Source organism: Nostoc linckia z4, from assembly GCF_002608075.1.
GTDB lineage: Bacteria > Cyanobacteriota > Cyanobacteriia > Cyanobacteriales > Nostocaceae > Nostoc > Nostoc linckia.
The window spans coordinates 244053-263797 of sequence record NZ_LAHA01000001.1; the positions used below are offsets into that span (position 1 = coordinate 244053).

16 protein-coding genes and 1 pseudogene are annotated in these 19745 nt (G+C 43.1%); 7 read left to right on the forward strand and 10 right to left on the reverse strand.

The annotated features are described in order from the left end of the window. The first annotated feature begins 638 nt into the window (after window positions 1-638). The 4 genes from leuB (at window position 639) to accD (ending at window position 4603) form a co-directional block, all read left to right on the forward strand. Window positions 639-1727: a 3-isopropylmalate dehydrogenase gene (gene leuB, locus VF06_RS01140; protein ID WP_099068344.1), complete on the forward strand. Its 1089-nt coding sequence runs from the start codon at window positions 639-641 to the stop codon at window positions 1725-1727. A 90-nt stretch (window positions 1728-1817) separates the two neighbouring features. After that, window positions 1818-2078 carry a hypothetical protein gene (locus tag VF06_RS01145; RefSeq protein WP_099068345.1) on the forward strand — a complete coding sequence of 87 codons (261 nt, stop codon included), beginning with the start codon at window positions 1818-1820 and terminating at the stop codon, window positions 2076-2078. Between the two features lie 199 nt (window positions 2079-2277). Further along, window positions 2278-3099 (forward strand): prepilin peptidase, encoded by an 822-nt coding sequence (locus VF06_RS01150; RefSeq protein WP_099068346.1) that lies wholly within the window; start codon window positions 2278-2280, stop codon window positions 3097-3099. Window positions 3100-3652: 553 nt separating this feature from the next. Then, window positions 3653-4603, forward strand: a complete 951-nt coding sequence (accD, locus tag VF06_RS01155; protein ID WP_099068347.1) for an acetyl-CoA carboxylase, carboxyltransferase subunit beta — start codon at window positions 3653-3655, stop codon at window positions 4601-4603. A gap of 162 nt (window positions 4604-4765) precedes the next feature. Here accD and VF06_RS01160 read toward each other — a convergent pair whose 3' ends face one another. Further along, window positions 4766-6286 (reverse strand): MFS transporter, encoded by a 1521-nt coding sequence (locus tag VF06_RS01160; RefSeq protein WP_099068348.1) that lies wholly within the window; start codon window positions 6284-6286, stop codon window positions 4766-4768. 409 nt (window positions 6287-6695) lie between these two features. Between VF06_RS01160 and VF06_RS01165 the strand changes: the two genes are divergently transcribed. Next, window positions 6696-7910, forward strand: a complete 1215-nt coding sequence (locus VF06_RS01165) for an ABC transporter substrate-binding protein (RefSeq protein WP_257210091.1) — start codon at window positions 6696-6698, stop codon at window positions 7908-7910. A 33-nt stretch (window positions 7911-7943) separates the two neighbouring features. Here VF06_RS01165 and VF06_RS01170 read toward each other — a convergent pair whose 3' ends face one another. Then, window positions 7944-8867, reverse strand: coding sequence for a trypsin-like serine peptidase (locus tag VF06_RS01170; RefSeq protein WP_099068350.1), 924 nt, complete (start codon window positions 8865-8867; stop codon window positions 7944-7946). A 103-nt stretch (window positions 8868-8970) separates the two neighbouring features. Further along, window positions 8971-12093 (reverse strand): CHAT domain-containing tetratricopeptide repeat protein, encoded by a 3123-nt coding sequence (locus tag VF06_RS01175; protein WP_099068351.1) that lies wholly within the window; start codon window positions 12091-12093, stop codon window positions 8971-8973. 393 nt (window positions 12094-12486) lie between these two features. Here VF06_RS01175 and VF06_RS42295 point away from each other — a divergent pair, with 393 nt between their 5' ends. Together VF06_RS42295 and VF06_RS01185 are read left to right on the forward strand one after the other, a co-directional pair. After that, window positions 12487-12627: a type II toxin-antitoxin system HicB family antitoxin gene (locus tag VF06_RS42295; protein WP_244918131.1), complete on the forward strand. Its 141-nt coding sequence runs from the start codon at window positions 12487-12489 to the stop codon at window positions 12625-12627. Window positions 12628-13059: 432 nt separating this feature from the next. Further along, window positions 13060-14472 (forward strand): DUF3370 domain-containing protein, encoded by a 1413-nt coding sequence (locus tag VF06_RS01185; RefSeq protein ID WP_099068352.1) that lies wholly within the window; start codon window positions 13060-13062, stop codon window positions 14470-14472. Between the two features lie 19 nt (window positions 14473-14491). Here the strand turns inward: VF06_RS01185 and VF06_RS01190 are convergent, their stop codons facing one another. The 7 genes and pseudogenes from VF06_RS01190 to VF06_RS01210 form a co-directional block, all read right to left on the reverse strand. Continuing rightward, on the reverse strand, window positions 14492-14719 hold the full coding sequence (locus tag VF06_RS01190; RefSeq protein ID WP_099068353.1) for a DUF6887 family protein: 228 nt from the start codon (window positions 14717-14719) through the stop codon (window positions 14492-14494). Further along, on the reverse strand, window positions 14716-14895 hold the full coding sequence (locus tag VF06_RS43460; RefSeq protein ID WP_423752223.1) for a DUF6888 family protein: 180 nt from the start codon (window positions 14893-14895) through the stop codon (window positions 14716-14718). The genes VF06_RS01190 and VF06_RS43460 overlap by 4 nt, the downstream gene beginning before the upstream one ends. 107 nt (window positions 14896-15002) lie before the next feature. Further along, window positions 15003-15068 (reverse strand): annotated as a pseudogene (locus tag VF06_RS43330) (DUF2887 domain-containing protein); the annotation flags it as partial. Between the two features lie 58 nt (window positions 15069-15126). Beyond that, the gene (locus VF06_RS01195) at window positions 15127-15432 is read right to left on the reverse strand and encodes a small RNA NsiR4-regulated ssr1528 family protein (protein WP_099068354.1); all 306 of its coding nucleotides are present in this window, start codon (window positions 15430-15432) and stop codon (window positions 15127-15129) included. 108 nt (window positions 15433-15540) lie between these two features. Continuing rightward, window positions 15541-15795, reverse strand: a complete 255-nt coding sequence (locus VF06_RS01200; protein WP_099068355.1) for a hypothetical protein — start codon at window positions 15793-15795, stop codon at window positions 15541-15543. A gap of 77 nt (window positions 15796-15872) precedes the next feature. Then, window positions 15873-19025, reverse strand: coding sequence for a phosphoenolpyruvate carboxylase (locus VF06_RS01205; RefSeq protein WP_099068356.1), 3153 nt, complete (start codon window positions 19023-19025; stop codon window positions 15873-15875). Between the two features lie 102 nt (window positions 19026-19127). Further along, window positions 19128-19364 (reverse strand): hypothetical protein, encoded by a 237-nt coding sequence (locus tag VF06_RS01210; protein WP_099068372.1) that lies wholly within the window; start codon window positions 19362-19364, stop codon window positions 19128-19130. Window positions 19365-19745 lie beyond the last annotated feature (381 nt).

The window sequence follows — 19745 nt, forward strand, 5'->3', positions numbered from 1 at the left end:
TGCCTAAAATTTTAGGTTTTTAGGCACATGTTTTGTTGGTGAACTTGCCCATTTCTTATTCAGTTTTCAAGGTTCAGATAAATTATTTTTTACTGTTAGAAAATCTTAGGAAAGCAACGGAAATTCTAGGTAGTAAATCTGTTGGATATTCCTGATGTATTCAGTGGTTTGTAACAGTACAAACTTTGAATTTTTTTCGTTTCTTGCCTCTACTTGTGATGGTTTGCAAGTAGAAGCCGCTTTGTTGATTGGGGACTTTGGTTTATTCCAACGTCTGCCTTTGAGTTGTATGTAGAACATCACTTTGACCTTTGCGAAGCTTGTCTTTCGCTTCACTACATTTATACTACATAATACTACAAGAGGTGTCAAGGGGTTTGAGAAAAATTTTTTAAAATTGCCCATAAGAGCTTCTGTGCTTAGGTTTTAACTGACTAAGCGCTCTTAAAAAAAGGGTAAAAGGTTAAAGGGAAAAGGGATGGACAGGTTACATCTATAAAGAATCCCCAAGAACGAGGTTTTTACCTTTGCCCTTTTCCCCTTTCCCCTTCTCCTTCTTGAGAAATTAAAAACTCCATCGGTACGTTTTGCTGGGTATGATATTTGATCTGCAAGCATTTACCCAATAGAAACGAGCTATGACCCAGAACTACCGCATTACCCTACTCCCCGGCGATGGCATTGGCCCTGAAATTATGGCAGTGGCGGTAGATGTGCTGAAAGTTGCAGGGAAGCAATTTGATATTCAGTTTGAATTCCAAGAAGCCCTCATCGGCGGTGCTGCAATTGACGCCACGGGGGAACCTCTGCCTTCTGCGACTTTAGATACTTGTCGTAATAGTGATGCTGTATTACTCGCTGCCATTGGTGGCTACAAGTGGGATTCTCTACCATCGAATTTACGCCCAGAAGCAGGTTTGTTAGGGCTACGTGCGGGTTTGGGATTATTTGCCAATTTACGCCCAGCAAAAATTTTGCCCCAGCTAATCGATGCTTCGACTTTGAAGCGGGAAGTTGTGGAAGGCGTCGATATTATGGTGGTGCGGGAACTCACTGGTGGAATTTATTTCGGGAAACCAAAGGGAATTTTTGCTACCGAAACTGGTGAAAAACGCGGTGTAAATACGATGGTTTACACAGAATCAGAAATCGATCGCATTGGAAGAGTGGCTTTTGAAGCAGCCCGCAAACGTGGCGGCAAACTTTGTTCTGTGGATAAGGCTAATGTATTAGAAGTATCTCAGTTGTGGCGCGATCGCATCACCCAACTTTCCCAAGAATATCCAGACATCGAACTGTCTCATCTTTATGTAGATAATGCCGCTATGCAGTTGGTACGCGCTCCTAAGCAGTTCGATACCATTGTCACCGGGAATTTGTTTGGCGATATTCTCTCTGATGCTGCTGCCATGCTCACGGGTAGTATTGGGATGTTGCCTTCCGCTAGTTTGGGCGCTGAAGGCCCTGGTGTATTTGAACCAGTTCATGGTTCCGCCCCAGATATTGCAGGACAAGATAAGGCAAATCCATTAGCACAGGTTTTAAGTGCGGCGATGATGTTACGCTACGGCTTAAATGAGCCAAAAGCAGCAGATAGCATAGAACAAGCTGTACTACAAGTTTTAGAACAAGGCGATCGCACAGGTGATATAATTTCACCAGGAAAAAATCTCTTAAGTTGCCGTGCTATGGGCAATGCGCTGATTGTAGCTCTGGAAGCTCAATAATTTAATAATTCAACCTGGGCAATTTGGCAACCTTTACCATAAGTTTCGGGTAGACTAAAGAGAAATCTAGCAATCAAATAACAGTCGATAGTGTACGCATTACGACAAGGTCAAACAAATTTTACAGTTCCTAAAAACCAGCCGCCTTTGATTGATACCGCCGTAATCAGAGCCGCTGGGCAGATCTACTACACTCACTGCGAAGTACATCCCGAAATAGCTGGGCAACCTTCCGGTGTAGCAATTAATCGTTTAACTCATCGAGGTAAGGTGATTTTTACTAACCAACCTGTTCTCTTACCTCAAGAGTGTTTTGTGCCCTTGAGTCAAATTGAATCGCACATGTATTAAATATTGGGCATTGGGCATTAGGCATTAGGCATTGGGCATTGGGCATTAGTCATTAGTCATTGAGCATTGGTCATTAGTCAAACAAGAAGGACAAATGACTAATGACAAAGAACAGAGGACATTAGTTGTTAACTCTTGACAAAGGACAAAGGACAAATGACAAATGACTAATGATTAATGACTAAGGACGAATGACTATATGGACATTTTGTTCGCCGTTTTGGCGAGTGTAATTGTCTTTGCTTTGGGTGCATCTGTTGGCAGTTTTATCAATGTTGTTGTTTATCGATTACCTGCTGGGTTGTCAATTCTTTGGCCGCCTTCTCGTTGTCCGCATTGCTTAAATCAGCTAAAAGCTTACGACAACGTACCAGTGTTCGGCTGGATTTCCTTGAGAGGGCGGTGTCGATATTGCAAAAGCAAAATTTCTCTCCGTTATCCTGTGGTAGAGGGGGTAACGGGAATAATTTTTTTACTGGTTTTTTTAGTATTTAAAGCTTCAATTTTCACAATAGGCTATTGGGCTTTTTGCAGTTGGTTATTGGCGCTATCGTTGATTGACCTGGATACAATGACGCTGCCCAATGCACTTACTAAGTCGGGTTTAGTGGCGGGCATTTTATTTCAAATGATGGTTGGTTTTCTACCAGAAGCTAGTTCTGTAGCACTGGTAAATCACTTGATGATGGGGATAGTTGGTGCAGTATTGGGGTTATGGTTGCTTGATGCCATCGCCATATTAGGTTCCATTGCCTTCGGAAAAGCTGCAATGGGGGCTGGTGATGCCAAATTAGCAGCAATGATGGGAGCCTGGTTAGGGTGGAAATATTTGCTGTTGGCTAGTTTTCTAGCCTGTGCCCTGGGAGCGTTAGTGGGTAGCGGTGCAATAGTGCGATCGCGCCACAAGTTCGGACAAAAGATGCCTTTCGGGCCTTTTCTCGCTTTAGGGTCTGTAATTACTATATTTATTGGTGAAGCTATTTTATCTAGCTACCTACGGTTATTTTTTCCAGCGTCATGAATTGGAATAGGTTATGGGGCATGGGGCATGGGGCATGGGAGAATAATAACTAAACAGTCAACAGTCAACAGTCAACAGTCACCAGTCATCACTCCCCGCTTTTTATAATTCCTGACTGTAACTTGCATTACGCCATCTGCCCTTCACATTTTGATAATATTCAGCTCGTGACTGGTATTACCCTCTTGACAACGATTAACGGTTGGCAAGCATAACTAATAAAAAAGATACTGATTGCTTATGACCCAACAAAAAGAATAATTGATTTGGGTGGGAGAGGGTAAGCATCTTATTTGGAGGTTAGTATTTGCATGGCTTTGTCACTAGATTCATATAAAAAGTCCTCTAAAAAAAAGAGCAAGAGACTTGTGTTGGCATAAGTATTTTCGTTAAGCTGGCAACCAAAGATGAAAATTAAGGTCTGAATTGCTTAAAAGCTTAATTTGATGATTTAGTCATTACTCTTTGGTTAAAACAAATGATTAATGGCACAGGACGACCCGATAGGGCTTCAGATGGTTTCGACCTCATACCCACTTAAAATAAGATAAAAATGGCTAACAACGAAGAATCACGCGGTTTAAAGTCTCTATTTGACTGGTTTGCAAATCGACGTAAATCAGGATCTACCAGTCTGGAACGCCAAGAACGTGAAATAGCTGATGGATTGTGGCATAAATGTTCTAATTGCGGTGTGTTGACATATACAAAAGACTTGAGATCTAACTTGATGGTTTGTGTGGAATGCGGTCATCACAATCGTGTAGACAGTGATGAGCGTATCCGTCAACTGATAGATCGCGATACCTGGAAACCTCTAGACGAGCATTTGCGTCCAACCGATCCCTTGCAATTTCGCGATCGCAAACCATATAGCGATCGCCTACGGGAAACCCAGGAAAAACTTGGCTTAATAGACGCAGTTAAAACTGGTTTGGGTCAAATCAACGGTTTGCCTGTTGCCCTTGGAGTTATGGACTTCCGCTTTATGGGTGGTAGTATGGGTTCCGTTGTGGGAGAAAAACTCACCCGCATGATTGAACAAGCCACTCAACGCCGCTATCCTGTAGTTATTGTCTGCACCTCCGGTGGCGCAAGAATGCAAGAAGGTATGCTTTCGCTGATGCAGATGGCGAAAATTTCCGCAGCCCTACAGCGCCATCAAGACGCGAGACTATTGTATATTCCCGTTTTGACAAATCCCACCACAGGCGGCGTTACCGCTAGTTTTGCAATGTTGGGCGATATTATTTTGGCAGAACCCAAGGCCACAATTGGTTTTGCAGGTCGGCGAGTGATTGAGCAAACCCTACGGGAAAAACTACCCGATGATTTTCAAACAGCTGAAGATTTACTCCAGCACGGCTTTGTAGATGAAATTGTACCCCGTACCCAATTAAAAAACACCATTACTCAGCTGATTGCCTTACATCAGCCTGTGTTAACACCGCCTCATATGGTGTTATGGGAAACAATGTCCTTGACTTCTAGTGCGGCAGAATAGGAAGAAGAGGGACGCGGGGACGCGGGGACACGGGGACGCGGGGACGTGGAGACGCGGGGACGCAAGGAATTTACGATCGACAGTCTTTCTGTCACCGTGCCTCTTTCCCTCCGCACATTCTTAACCTCTTTGCGTAAGAGCGTCTCCTCCTCTCCACGTCCTTTACTTTCCCGGTTCTTGGGTGAAAATTAACGGAATCAGTGCTGTTAAGCGAAATACGGTAGAGAGGGTGAATAATGCTAATAACCCTCCAGATTGAGTAAATTGCAAGATGAAGCTGCCTATGGTTGTGCCTAAAGCACCACTGGCTCCAGCAACGGCAGCGGCGATCGCAAAATAGATAGACTGATTTTTAATTGGCGCAATCCCTAATTGGATGTTGTTATTACACAAGTCCATCGCCGCCCCTGTTCCTCCAGCTAAGATATGTAATAGTGGCAACCACAGCCAAATATCAAGCTGATTCATACCGATTCCCAGCCACAGCAATGGTATGGTTGCAAGCAGAATTCCACCAAACAGCAAGATGGGACGATTGCCGATTTTGTCTGCTAATTTGCCCCACACAATCAACATCAGCAAATTTGCCCCCGCTTGCAGGCTTGTGTAGATAGTCACGTAGCCAACATTGAGATCCAAGGTGTCCAGCATGTAGAGGTTAAAAAAAGGAGCGCTGAGGTTAAAAGCCAGCGTCCATAACCCGAAATACAACAGAAATCTCAAAAAGTTAGAGTTTTTCCAAATACTGAAGTTTACTGGCTCTAGTGGTGTATAAATTAGTTGAGTTACTTGGGTCGATTTATTCAAAGTATCGCTCAACTCCATACCCTTCTGGTTCGGCATACTGGCAGTATTATGTTCCCTATGCCCTATACCTAATTCTCCTTGTGGCTGGAGTTCTTCTTTTTTTGTAGTGTCTGATTGAATCTCAGTTGTTTGAGGGAATTTGCCAACATGAGTGTTTTGCAATAACGGATTCATATCCGCTTGAAAATACTGGCATCCTAGCCCCACAATTCCAAAAATCATACTCAAAAACAAAATTACCCCATAGCCTTGGACAACTCCGCCATACCAATGGGATACAGCTAAACCGGCTATTGGTACACAAATCAAATTCGTGAGACTAGCAGCACTATTACGTATCCCAAAATACCTGCCCCGTAATCGCCGGGGAACGATGGTTGCCATCCAACTTAGCCACGATGGGGTTCCTAATCCTGCTAAAAGATTGCTTAATAGAAGAATCAAGAGTGTTAGTATTACCAGGTAGTTATGATTCAACACTCCCCAGCTGGTAGCAGCGATCGCAATTACTAAAATTACCCACAATACACGACCGATTCCATGTGTCCGCAGTGCGTATTGAAAGCGGCTGGTGCTACGTTCAGACAAGTAAGCACCCAAAGGCTGAATCAAATTCACCAACATGGGGATAGAGGACAACATCCCAAATATCACCGGACTAGCGTCTAATTCCACCAATAAATTGGCAAGCAAAATCCCACTAGTACCAATAGAATAAACTGCTGCTAACACAGAATCCACAGTGGAGGCTTTTAAACTTCTGCGAATAGCATCCTTGGGAATGCGAGGAGTTGGAGAAATTATTACTTGGGGTGTAGTAATCTGGGCAATTTCCAGATTTATAGGAGTAGATATTTCAACCGGAACAAAATCCATAATGAATGTATCTTTATGGATGAAGCATTGTGGCATCAATCCATTTTTCGATGAATTCAGTGTGCTTGCATCAATTTAGTTAAGAATTCTTCGTTATTTTAACTTGCATTTTTCAATAAAAATTTGTCAAATAAAAATATCAATCTTTAGCCACAGACGATATCAGTAATGAGAGGGAGTTCGATATAGTAAGAATGATTCTTCAGAGGTATTTCTAATAGAAGTCAGTGTAAAATACAGCAAAATAAAAAGTATAACGGTCATCTAAATTCTTTATAAAATATCATTCTTAAGGCTGTTGACAATTAGCAGTTAACAATAAAATAATTGCCAGTAACCGATGGTCAATGGTTGTAAATTTTCAGTGATTAAAAGCAAGTTATTAACTGTTTTTGGAGTGGCGATCGCAATGGCGATCGCTTTTATCGCTTGTCACAATTTACAATTAGCAAATCAACACTCAGTATCTACAGCAATTACCATTAAACTGAGCGGTTGGGGAGGTTCCCCTGTGGAGCAAAAACTCTTGAGACAGGTATTGCAAGACTTTGAAGCACAACATCAAAATATTAAGGTCAAATATGAGGTGATTTCTGACCAATACATGGATGTCATCAAAACTCGTTTAGTTGGAGAAGCCGCACCTGATGTATTTTATCTAGATGCTTTAGAGGCTCCTTTTTTAATGAGTCAAAATGTTCTGGAATCACTAGACAATTACATCACTCCGGAATTTGACTTAGGAGATTTTGAAGAGACTTTAATTAACAGCTTCAAATACCAAAATAAAATTTATGGCCTTCCCAAAGACTACTCCACACTAGCGCTATTTTATAATAAAAAATCCTTTGCCACAGTTGGCTTGAGTGAGCCGCCGACCACTTGGGAAGAACTACGTAGTTACTCCAAACAATTAACCGGAAAACTGAATAAATACGGCTTTGGAGAAATCCCAGAATTAGCGCGTCAGGTTTATAAAATCAAAGCTTTTGGCGGAGAAATTGTTGACCAAAATGGCTATGCGACTTTTGCCAGTGAGGCAAGTTTAAAAGGTTTACAGTTGGTGATAGATCAGTATCAAAAAGACCGTTCCTCTGCTCAAAAATCTGATGTGGGGACAAATTCGGGTAGTGAAATGTTTGGTCAAAATAAAGTAGCAATGGTAATTGAAGGTAACTGGGCAATTCCCTATTTAACTGAAACCTTTCCTCAAATAGAGTTTGCTACTGCCCAAGTGCCTACAATTAATGACAAAAAAGGCACAATGGTGTTTACAGTTGCCTACGTCATGAACAAACAAACACAGCACAAAGCCGAAGCGTGGGAGTTGATTTCTTATTTGACGGGGAAAGCTGGAATGGAGAAGTGGACAGGAACCGGGTTTGCTTTGCCAACGCGTAAATCAGTAGCTAAGAATTTGGGTTATGACCAAGATACATTGCGATCGCCATTAGTGGCTGGTGTTGATTATGCTACACCGTGGCAAGTAGGTAAATATCCAGCAGCAATTGTCAATAATTTTGAAAATCAGTTTGTCAGCGCTTTATTGGGACAGCAACCATTAAAGCAGGCAATGGCACAGGCAGAAAACGCAGCTAATCAACAGATTAGGGCAATGGATTGATGCTTACTTTAAAATGAAATGAGGTTTACTAACTTAATTCCCTTGCAACCACTCATCCAGACGAGACATTTCCACCGCACGATTCAACAGCAATCCATTCACCTCATTTGAGCCGGAGTGGAGGGCAAAAATATAATAATTGCCGTTGATATTACCGATAATTGCACCGCCAGAAGCACCTTGATTAGTATCACAGTTGTGGTAAAGAAAACTATCCTGACGGCGGAGGATACTGCATTTCAGGTGAACGCCAGCAGTCATACTTTCACCAGCAGTTAGAGTTTCATAACCTTTTTTCTTGGGGTTGGGAAAATCACCAGAATAGCCGACTAAGGCGAATTTTTTCGTATCGCCAACCAAACTAGAAGATGGTAAGGATTTCCAACCCAAATAACCATATTTTTTACCGATAGGCTTGTTGAGTTTCAAAATCGCCCAATCGTTTGCGTAATCAGCTAAATCGCCATTTTTAAAGTCTGTGCCGTAATAAACATTAGTTGCGTAGGCTATGTCATTTTTACTTTTGACGACACCATTAACTAAGTTTGGCACAAAGGCGATCGCTTGACTAACTTTTCTGGTTTGAGGGTTAACGACACAATGAGCATTTGTCAAAACAACGTCTTCAGAAATCAAGGTTCCCGTACAACTGTAACCGTTACCCTCAGCGCTTACCCCCTCGATTTTACCCACCGCTGACCAAGGGTAATTTCTGCTAGTCATGGGAATACGGTCATCCTTGGAACCAATGATTACCCGTTGTCCGGGGAGTTCTTCTTTCTGATTTAGCAGCGAGGGTTCTCCTTTTCCTTGTAGTTGAAATTCTTTAGGATTTTCAACCTTGGTAAAGCTGGGTGGGGTTTGTGGTTGGGCTGAGACTGAAGCCCAAATTCCTAAAATTCCTATTGTGGCTAGGCAGGGGAAAATAAATTGTGTGGATGGAAATATGGTTTTCATGAAAAATTATTCCTGTAAATTTTGAGGTGAAATTTAAACGCAAAGGGGCGCAAAGGTAAGCGCAGAGGTACGCGGAGTCTACGATGCTTAGTTACGAATTAGTTCACCGCCATTCGCCCAGCAGGGTAAAGGCTGACCAAGAATAGGGGTTACGCCATTGTTCTTGTGACCACATCTTGAGTTGTGCAGCTCTGAGGGCGGCGGCGGGGGTTTTCCCTTGCTGCAACATTTGGCTGTAAAATTGGCTCATCAATAGTGATGTGGCTTCATCGTCAACGTTCCATAAAGACACCACTACCCGCGCTGCACCTGCATACATTAATCCTCTTGTCAACCCCACTAGTCCTTCTCCTTTCACTTCTTCACCCAGACCGGTTTGGCAGGCACTCAGCACCACTAACTCGGCTGGAAAGTTGAGGTTAAAGATATCAGTGAGTCGCAAAAAGCCTCTTTGGGATTTGCCTTGTTTATCTATCAGCGAAAGGACAATTCCTGATAACTCTGGTTCAGTGCTGTCTAAAAAGCCGTGGGTAGCAAAATGCAGGATTTTGTATTGACTTAGTTGGTCGTTGGTAGCCCAGTTGTAGTTTGCGTCAAAACCAAAAGCTTGGATGTTCTCTGAGGGTGAGACAAGTTTGAGAATTTCCTGCGCTTCTTTTTCTGTGCCGGGGAGTCTTTGAATTTCGCTGCGCTTGATGTTTCTAGTAGACCGCTTGAGGGCAGACTCTTGTAGTTGCTGGTCAATGTTATTATTAGCAACATTGGAGGATTTGCCAGTTACTCGTTCATCGTTAGCGCTAAACACTGGGTCTGCAAGGATGGCGAGGGTTTTCGGTGCTTTGGTGCGTCCTATGGTTTGCTTCCTGAGAATGGCAATGGTGGAGGCGGAAGGTAGAGAGATAATTTCATGGTTGACTACCAATGGTTGATAATCTGACCCATCCGCCGATTTGGTTGATGTCGTTAACGCTGCGAAGGGAATGTATTGTAAAGCTTCATCGCCAACAATTACTAGGCGTTTTTGCCCCAATTTATCAGCTACAGGTTTGAGGATAAGTTGACTCAGTTCGTTAGCAGCTTTGGCCGTTTCTTCTGGGGAAACTCCCTGGTATCCAGGATTTTTTAAGTAATTGTCGTATAAATTCTTGGCTGCTTTGTCTATCTCCTGGCGTTTTGGAAGTTCATAGCTATGGAGAGAGTCTGGTGTAACAGCCCAAAGATAGCTGCGTTCTTCACCTAAAGAATATTGCAATAGCAGTGTGTCTTTATCTAGTTGTTGCTGAATTTGTTTGAGAGTCAGAGGTTGGGGATATATCAAATCGGCATATTCAGGGTTATTGGCGCGGATTTTAACTTCAAGTTCTCGCTGTTGTTTGAGTAAGTCTTGGATTTTTTGTTTGGTGTTAGTTAAAACTTGTTCTGGGGTTTCTTTTTTACTTGCTAGTTCTGATAATAATTTTTCTTGAGCATTGATTTGCCATTGCAAACTAGTTTCTTCTGCTAAAAGTTTTGGGTCAATGCCTTTTTTGATGTCTATGTTTGCTTCGGTTAATAGTTCAATTAGACCACGGGCGCGGGAGCGATCGCTAACTTGCAGTGCCAATGCATCGTATCCTTTTGATGGGTCTTTTTTGTGCAGTTCCATCAGCAAGTCGGTGTAGAACTTATAGTAGCCTTGGACTGAGGCAAAGTAAGAAGCGCGTAGTTCTTTGTCAGCTATTTTGGTGCGTAAATCTTCAATGATTTCAATCGCTGCTTGAATATGTGTTTGGGCTTGTTGTAGGTTACCCTGACTGCGTTCTAGGAAAGCCATGTTAGTCAGGGTGGTGGCTTCCCCTTCTTTGTCACCCACCGCACGGCATATGGGTAAAACTTGGTTGTAGTATGAAAGAGCTTGTTGCTTTTCTCCTAATGAGGAGTAGACTAAGCCAATATTGTTGAGGGTTCTGGCTTCTCCTCCTCTATCTCCCACTGCACGGAGTATGGGTAAAGCTTGGTTGAGGTATGAAAGAGCTTGTTGCTTTTCTCCTAATGAGTAGTAGACTTGACCAATGCTAACGAGGGTGGTGGCTTCCCCTGTTCTGTCCCCCACTGCACGGCTTATGGGTAAAGCTTGGTTGTAGTATGAAAGAGCTTGTTGCTTTTCTCCTAATGAGTAGTAGACTTGACCAATGCTAACGAGGGTGGTGGCTTCCCCTGTTCTGTCCCCCACTGCACGGCGTATGGGTAAAGTTTGGTTGTAGTATGAAAGAGCTTGTTGCTTTTCTCCTAATGAGTAGTAGACTTGACCAATATTGTTGAGGGCAGCGGCTTCGATTCTTCTGTCCCCCACTGCACGGCTTATGGGTAAAGCTTGGTTGTAGTATAAAAGAGCTTGTTGCTTTTCTCCTAAATCAGAGTAGACAGCGCCAATGCCCACGAGGGTGGCGGCTTCGATTCTTCTGTCCCCCACTGCACGGCTTATGGGTAAAGCTTGGTTGTAGTATAAAAGAGCTTGTTGCTTTTCTCCTAAATCAGAGTAGACAGCGCCAATGCTCGCGAGGGTGGCTGCTTCGATTCTTCTGTCCCCCACTGCACGGCTTATGGGTAAAGCTTGGTTGTAGTATTTGAGCGCTTCTTGCTTTTCTCCTAATGAGGAGTAGACTAAGCCAATGCCCACGAGGGTTGTGGCTTCGATTCTTCTGTCCCCCACTGCACGGCTTATGGGTAAAGCTTGGTTGTAGTATTTGAGCGCTTCTTGCTTTTCTCCTAATGAGGAGTATAGATTGCTAATATCGTTGAGGGTGGTGGCTTCCCCTCGCCTGTCCCCGACTGCACGGAATATGGGTAAGGCTTGGTTGTAGTATTTGAGCGCTTGTTGCTTTTCTCCTAAATCGTTGTAGACTCTAGCAATGCGAAGGAGAGTGATGGCTTCCCAGCGTTTATCATCAACTTGTTGCCAAAGCTTTAGCGCTTCTTGCCATTTCCCGATCGCCTGTCGTAGTGATTCTGCTGTCCCTTGTTGATAAAGCTGCATTCCCTCTTGAGAAACCCGTTCCGCAGCAGCGCGAGTGGCATCTTGTTGAGTGGTTCCTGGCTGCTGTGCTATCTGCAACCCTCGCTTTCTCGGTGTCGCCCCCACTGCATCACCAAGCATTACCGCACTCAGCAACAAAGTTAAACTGTAGCGGGTCAATTTTGGTAGAAACCACCAGCAAACCCGTTGAGACTTTGCACTCCTCTTCATTCTTTAGCCTCACAGCCTCAATCAGTGATTATTTGCAGCCCTATCCTGTCGGCATCAATTCCGCCTATTAGTAAATTATTTAATTGTCGCCAGTAATATTGCTGAAACTTTATGTTGATTTTATGGGTGCGGTTGAGAGTTGTGGTTCTGGTTTCTGTTTTTGTAACGAACTTCCTCGGCAAAGTCTGATTTTCTCGTTCTCGCGCTTCCTAAGGCGACACAGATGAGAGGTAATAATATTTATTGAATGAGGGATTACCAAGAAATAAATTATCCACTCTGGTGGGGTGGACATCTTGTCCGCCCCTGTCAACGGGCGGGCGAGACGCCCACCCCACAAGAAAAATTGTACATTTTTTTATTTGGAAGCTCCTGAGCAAAGGTAACTTTGATATGTCGTATAAAGTTAGCATTGTTATCGAAAAAGATGAATGTGGATATTATGCTTATTGCCCTGAACTTCCTGGTTGTCAATCTCAAGGTGATTCCCTAGAAAAAGTACAGGTAAATATTAAAGAAGCAGTTGAACTTTAGATAGAAACCTTGTCAAATTCACAAAAACAGGCGCTTCATAACAAGGAGTATTCACAATAACCTTGGAGGTAAAAGTTGCCTAAACTAAAATAAATATTTTTCGTAATCAAGACTCTATCCCCTTGTGCGTAGAGTATTCACCAATTCTGACTCCTGTTAGCGGTAGCGGGGCGTTTAGCCCATTCTGACTTCTGAATTCTTCTTCAATTAATCACTTTAATTGTCCTTCAGAAATCCCCTTAAAGGAACTTGTAGTAATAACAGGTTATCTTCAGGACTTACGCAAGTGTCACAAAAAATCAATTTTTTTTGCTTGTAGTAAGGACTTCAGTCCTTATTAGAGGACTAAAGTCCTTACTACGAACTTAAAATAATATGCCAGTTGCGTAAGTCCTAATCTTTAATGCCGGGGCTGATTTCTAAATAAAATTTATGCTAGTTAAACTACCGTCACCTGTATTCATATTTCTATTAGGATTAGCCATAACTCAAACCTTTGGATGCACAAATCGTAATCATAATTCCGCGATCGCTCAAAGTTCGCCAAAGCCAACTTACCAAGAAATTGTACAAGCTGGTGAAGTGCGGGTTTTACCAGGAAAATTAGATACAATACCCGTCTTTAACAGCAATAGCCCAGAATGGATTAAAACTGAAGGCGTTTTACTGTCTACCTTTCCTTCAAACGGCAAAAAAGTTGCCGCAGCCCACCTGAATTTTCCTTTTAAAGGACGTTTTGATTTATTCGCCCACCACTACACCCACACTCCCAAGGATTTACAAACTCTATATCTGGGTGTAATTGTGCATAACCCTGGTAAAAAACCTGTAACAGTGGATGTATTGCAAGCGGCGAGTTATTTAATGCAGGATGCGCCCTTTGTGACGTTACCTCCTTATATTGAAAATAACGATGGTAAAACTTATTCAGGGCCAGGGGCCCGCGCTGTTGCTGATGTACTGCGGGGAGTTCGCCAAGCTGATTTTCCCGCCCAACTGGTAATTCCTCCAGGACAAAGCCGGATGTTGCTAAATCATCCCATTCCTGTCAGAAATCTAGAAAAACCAATCAACGGTAGGTCTAGTTTTATGCGGCTGCGTAGTAGCGATTCAGTTTATGCAGCAAGTTTAGCCATGTTTGCCAAGAAAAACTCTGATGGTAGCGAACGTCAACCGACTCTCAAGGAATGGCAAGCTTTACTAGATACAGGTAACTTCGCTGGGCCGCGAGATAAAACACCGACTCCTCCGAATGCTACCAGTGGCGCACTGATTTATGGACGTGTAGCTGGTGTTTCCCAAGGTTCCCAATGGCAAGCAAAATTGGTGGATAATTCCCAAGCCACACAGTTAACTATTCCCCAGCGTGGCAAAGCTATCTCTTATCCTATAGTTACACTGCGGGGTGGTCGATTGGGTACCGAACAAATCCAAACAGCCAAGATGCTGGTACGCTATCCCGATACAGCATACGAAGCACACGGTAATTACGCTGTGGAATACAAGCTGACTTTACCCTTAAGTAATAACACTACTCAAAATCAGACCGTCGCTGTTACCTTAGAAACACCTTTAAAGGAAGATAAATTATCCCAAGGTGGCCTGCGTTTCCGCAAACCATCCCTCGATTTTCCTTTCTTCCGGGGTACGGTGCGGGTACGTTACTTTGACGACCAAGGTCAACAAAAAATCCGCTATGTGCATTTATGGCATAGAACTGGACAGGTATTAGAACCATTAGTGCAACTTACACTTCCACCCTCTACTAAACGGATAGTAAACGTAGATGTGATTTATCCGCCTGATTCAACGCCACCCCATGTGTTGAGTGTGAGAACTTTGTAAGATCCCTCTCGGTAAAATATTACAAGCGATCGCTATCCTTAGACTCAGAACCGTTGCTCAACTTTTCCAAAAATTCTGGATAATTTTGCAAGTCATCTAAAGATTGCAAAGGTGGCATTTCAATCCAGGTTGCTTGTACGTGTAGCTTGTCCACATAGGCATAAAAAGCTTCCATATCATCCCGATGTGCCAAAACATAAGTATGTAGTTCTTTGATACTCATTACTTCAAAGTTAGGCTTACTCACACTACATACCTCCATTTGCCATTGGGATATATTTCTATGATATTTTCTTCACCTGCTAAGAGAAAGACATTGCCTGTGCGTTCATCTACTCGTACAAGGCTTATAGGCAAATACAATTTTGTCAACCAACAGCACAAGATAAAGCACTGTGTTTTTTGCTCAGCTGTAGGAATAATCTCAAATCCTCACATTACTACAAGAAAGGATAGATGAATTACAAATATGTGTACGCTAAAACTGCGATGTCTGGCGACAAAAAGGGTAGCTTTCTACGCATTTTTTACATTAATTCAAATAATAAAGTAGGAGATTGTTGGAATAGTTTGTAAAAAATTGAATCTCGACGCATGAACGATTGGCATAGAAATATATCTCAAATGATGCGTAGGCATTGCCTACGCTTAAAATTACTTACCGCCGTAATAAAAGGCAATTTCTTTTTCTTTTAGAGGTGCGAAATCTGCATCTGTAAGCAATTGATCGAGTTCAGCTTGGGGGATATGTTTTGCACCAATGCGGACAATGCGCGATCGCATCGTATTAGATACACCACTGCGCTGTCTATTGCCCTCTAGCCCCATGACTTTGGCATAAAGTTCTAATTTGGCAGGGGGAATTGGAGAACCATCAAAATCAATTCCTCGTGCGATCGCTTCATCAACAGCATCCGCACCTGTAGTCGTTTGATTACCTGGGTTAGTTTCAGTAGTCATGGTAATTTACTCTTCTTCGCTATGAGTAGATTTTACCAGTCTTGCTGAGAACAATATCCTGTCAACAATCAACAACTCCAAGTCATTGTTTTGATTTATGAGAGTTCCCTAATTACGAGTTTCCCGCGTCACCAAACCACCAACAAACCCCCCTAAAACTGTACCCATCCACAATCCCGTTGTGCTACCTTGCCACATTCCTCCTAGCGTCGCCCCAGTGTTGCATATTACCTTCAAACCCCAGTATTGGTTTGCACACTTCTGGTTATGCAGCATGGTGGTGATTTGTCCAGTGGTATAAGCACCAAAAAAACCTGATGCTAGGGCTAAAAATGTGCAAATGAGAATTTTGTTTTTAGTCATTTGTTATTGGGCATTGGGCATTGGGCATTGGGCATTGGGCATTGGGCATTGGGCATTGCCCCATGCCCCATTCCCCATCAACCTGTATTTCTCATACCGGCAGCAATACCATTAATGGTTAATAATGCTCCTCGCAGTAATTCGCCTTTGCTGTAACGGGAGTGAATAACTCCAGAAGTAGCAGTGGTATTCATGGACTGGCGTAAACGCTTGAGCAGGGAAACTTGGATAAATCCCAAGGGTACAATTGTGCCATTGCGTAATTGTACAGACCTTTGCAATATGGGGTCGCCATCTAAGAGCTTATTGTGATTGGTGATTTTTAACACCAAATCTCTTGTGAGATTAAATTCACTGGCAATTTGCTCAAAAACTTTAACAAAGCGTTCTTTATCTTCCGGCTTTGATAATTCTTGAACGTAGTGCTGCGCCATTTGCATGTCTACTTTTGCCAAGGTCATTTCTGCTTTGGAAATTACCATTTTGAAGAAAGGCCACTTGATGTAAAAATAACGCAGCAGTTTTAAGTGTTCTTCTGGTTCTTCGTTCAAGAATTCTTGCAAAGCAGTACCGACACCATACCAAGAAGGTAATAAAAAGCGAGTTTGTGTCCAGCTAAATACCCAAGGAATGGCCCGCAAACTGCTTAGGTCTTTTTTACCGGAAGGACGCCGTGCTGGACGGGAACTAATTTGCAGTTGGCTAATTTCTTCAATGGGGGTGACTTGGTGGAAAAAGTCGATAAAATCAGGTTGCTCGTAAATTAGGGCACGATAATGTTGACGCGATCGCGCTGCTAGTTCTTCCATGATCTCATTCCAAGGTTCGATATCATCAAACCCTGTCCGCAGCAAACTAGCTTGAATTACTGCGGTGGTAATAGTTTCCATGTGGTACAAAGCTAAGTCCAACAAGGAATATTTAGAAGCCAAAACTTCCCCTTGTTCGGTAATCTTAATCCGCCCGTTGATGCTGTGACCCGGTTGAGCCAAAATCGCTTCGTAAGCCGGGCCGCCTCCCCTTCCCACAGAACCGCCGCGTCCGTGGAAAATCCGCAAATTCACACCGTAACCTTCAGCGATTTTTTGCAGCGATTTTTGTGCTTTATGAATTTCCCAATTGCTGCTTAAAAAACCAGAGTCTTTGTTGCTGTCAGAATACCCCAACATCACTTCTTGCAGGTTGAGGGTGAGGGGGGGTGAAGAAGACGCGGGGACGGGGAGACGCACTGACGCGGGGAAAGAATTGTCGGTGTCACCGTGTCCCTTTGTCTCCGTATCCTTCTCCGCGTCCCCGTGTCCCTCTGTCTCCGTGTCCCCTTCCCACTTGTGCGCTGCATAGCCGCCGGCTAACAAAGCGCGATACAAGGGCAGTTCAAATAATTCTCGCATAACGCTTCTGGAGCGTTGCAAGTCTTCTACTGTTTCAAATAAAGGAACGACTTGAATGGTTCCCACAGCAATGGCGGGGTCAAAAAGTCTAGCTTCTTTGGCTAAGAGCAATACTTCCAAAACATCGCTGACTTGGCGGCACATGCTGATAATGTAAGTTTTACAGATGTTGACGCCGAATTCTTGTTGCAGCGATCGCACGATGCGAAAGGTTTCAATCACATCGTTGGTTTTTTCGGAAAATGGCAGTTCTGCTGGAATTAATGGCCGTCTAGTTTGCAGTTCTGTGGTTAACCAAGCAACTCTTTGGGCTTCCGAAAGTTCGTTGTAAGCTTGGGGTAGTACTTGTAGGTATTCTAGAATCTCATTCAAGGCATCAGAGTGGCGGGATGATTCTTGACGGATATCTAGTTGTGTCAGGTTAAAGCCAAATATTTCTACCTGACAAATTAAATCTTCTAGGGCTTTACAACTTAAACCTGTTTCTGTCAAGTTACGCTCAATTAACCGCAGTTCTGCTAAAAACTCGGCATCAGAAAGGTATAAAGGGCTATCTTGATTTTTTGGGGTTTCCCGATTGTACAAAGCTAAATTGCGATCGCGGGTATTTTCTAGCCGTTTGAGTACATAAGCTAATTTCAGTCGATAAGGTTCTTGTCGATAACGCAGCGCTAGGGCGTCGTATACTTCACTCAACTGGGATTGATCCAATTCTAGAGATTCCAGCAAATCTGGTAAGACATCGCTCCAGTGCATTGACACACTTAATAATTCAATCAGATTTTTCACTGACTCGATATATCTTCCCAGCACCATTTTCCGTTGATAGCAAGCTGTTCGCCAGGTAATTTCTGGTGTCACCGATGGGTTACCATCCCTATCTGAGCCTACCCAAGAACCAAAGGAGCAGAAATTCTTACTCGGTGGTTCTAGCCAAGGAAAGGTATTCGCTAGTGTATATTTAAACCGTTTATAGAGTTGGGGAATGCCGTCAAATAAAACTTCTTGGAAGTAATGTAGAGCATAATCCACTTCATCCAGCACCGTGGGTTTGAACTGGTGGAGTTCGTCTGTGCGCCACCACAAACGAATTTCTTCAAGTAATTGTTCCCGCACATCTGCGACTTCCCAAGAATGTCCCACTCCTGTACTTCCCAGGCCATTTTCTAAAGTATCCAGTTTTTGCAGCAGTTGTACCACTTGTCGCTGCTTATCGCGGATGGTATGACGCACAATTTCTGTTGGGTGCGCTGTGAACACTAAGCGTACATCCAACTGGGAAATCAGACGTTGAATTTGCTGGGGTGGAACATTCAGTTTAAATAAATGGGGAAATAAAGCTGCAAAAGTACCTTTGAGTTTGGTTTGGGTTTTTTGGGCATAATTTTTTGTGAGCAACTCTGCTGCTAGTCCCCCAGTCACAGGGCCGTCGTCTTCTCCTTGATTGGACGAATAATTAGCATTTGGTCGCGTTTCTGGTTCTATAACTTCTGTTTCGGCTTCAAAGCGACTTAATTGCTGCCGTTGCTCGTATTCCTGCTCTATGATGTTAATCAACTGAAAATACAGAGCAAAAGCACGAGCCGCGCGAATTGCTTCATTGATGTTGAGTTGTTCAATCAACTTGACAGCTGAAGAGGCTTGGTCGTTTGTTGTTTGTCCTTCTGGCGAACACAAATCCCGCAATTGCCGCAACAGATCTACCATGTTTTGGCCGCATTCTTGCCTCAGAACTGACTCCCACAATTCTTCCACTACCTGTAGCCGATGACGCAAAAACAATTCCGACACCGGGTATATATCCGCAGTTTGCGATGAAGAGTATAAAAGGGAACTCATATTCTTGATGATTGTAAAGCCAATTACTGTTTACACTTGTAGGTCTTGTACTCAAGGCTCACGATGTTCTTCCTGAGCAGAGAATTGTTCGATGTATATTTTCTAAGTTCGTTCAGTTTCGTTATCGTCTGGGAAGTCAAGAATGGGTAAGCGATCGCCTCGAAACAATTCTTCACTAGCTTCCCCCATAGCTTCTAGTGCCTTTACTGTAGCTTTTTGTGTAACCAGCAGCAGTACCATAGACGCTGTACCTATTTGCAAGAGGAATGATTGGGGAATGCTAAAAAAATCCACATTGGATGGAGGGTTATCTGAGGGTTTTTGGTTGGCTGCTGTCATTGCTAATTCTTTGGTTGTGGAAAAATCAGTCAAAAGGAGTCAGAATTCAGGAGTCAGAATTCAGAAGGACTTCACACATCAGGAGAAGGAGTTTAAATTGGATAAGATTTGTTATTGGTTCAGCCTACAAGGAGCGTTAGCTCAATCGGAGGCGTTCAGACTCTAAAAGACAATTTATCAGCTAGTCACATAAAATTATTCTGACTTATAACTCGTGACTTCTGAGTTCTGAATTCTGACTTCTGACACCTGACTCCTAACTCTTAACTTCTGACTTTTGACTCCTTGCGAGTAAAATAAACGCAAAACTCAACATTAGCCGTACTTGCAACCGTACAAGATTATCTTTGCCGATTTTGCAAGCTACAAAGGTAACAAAAT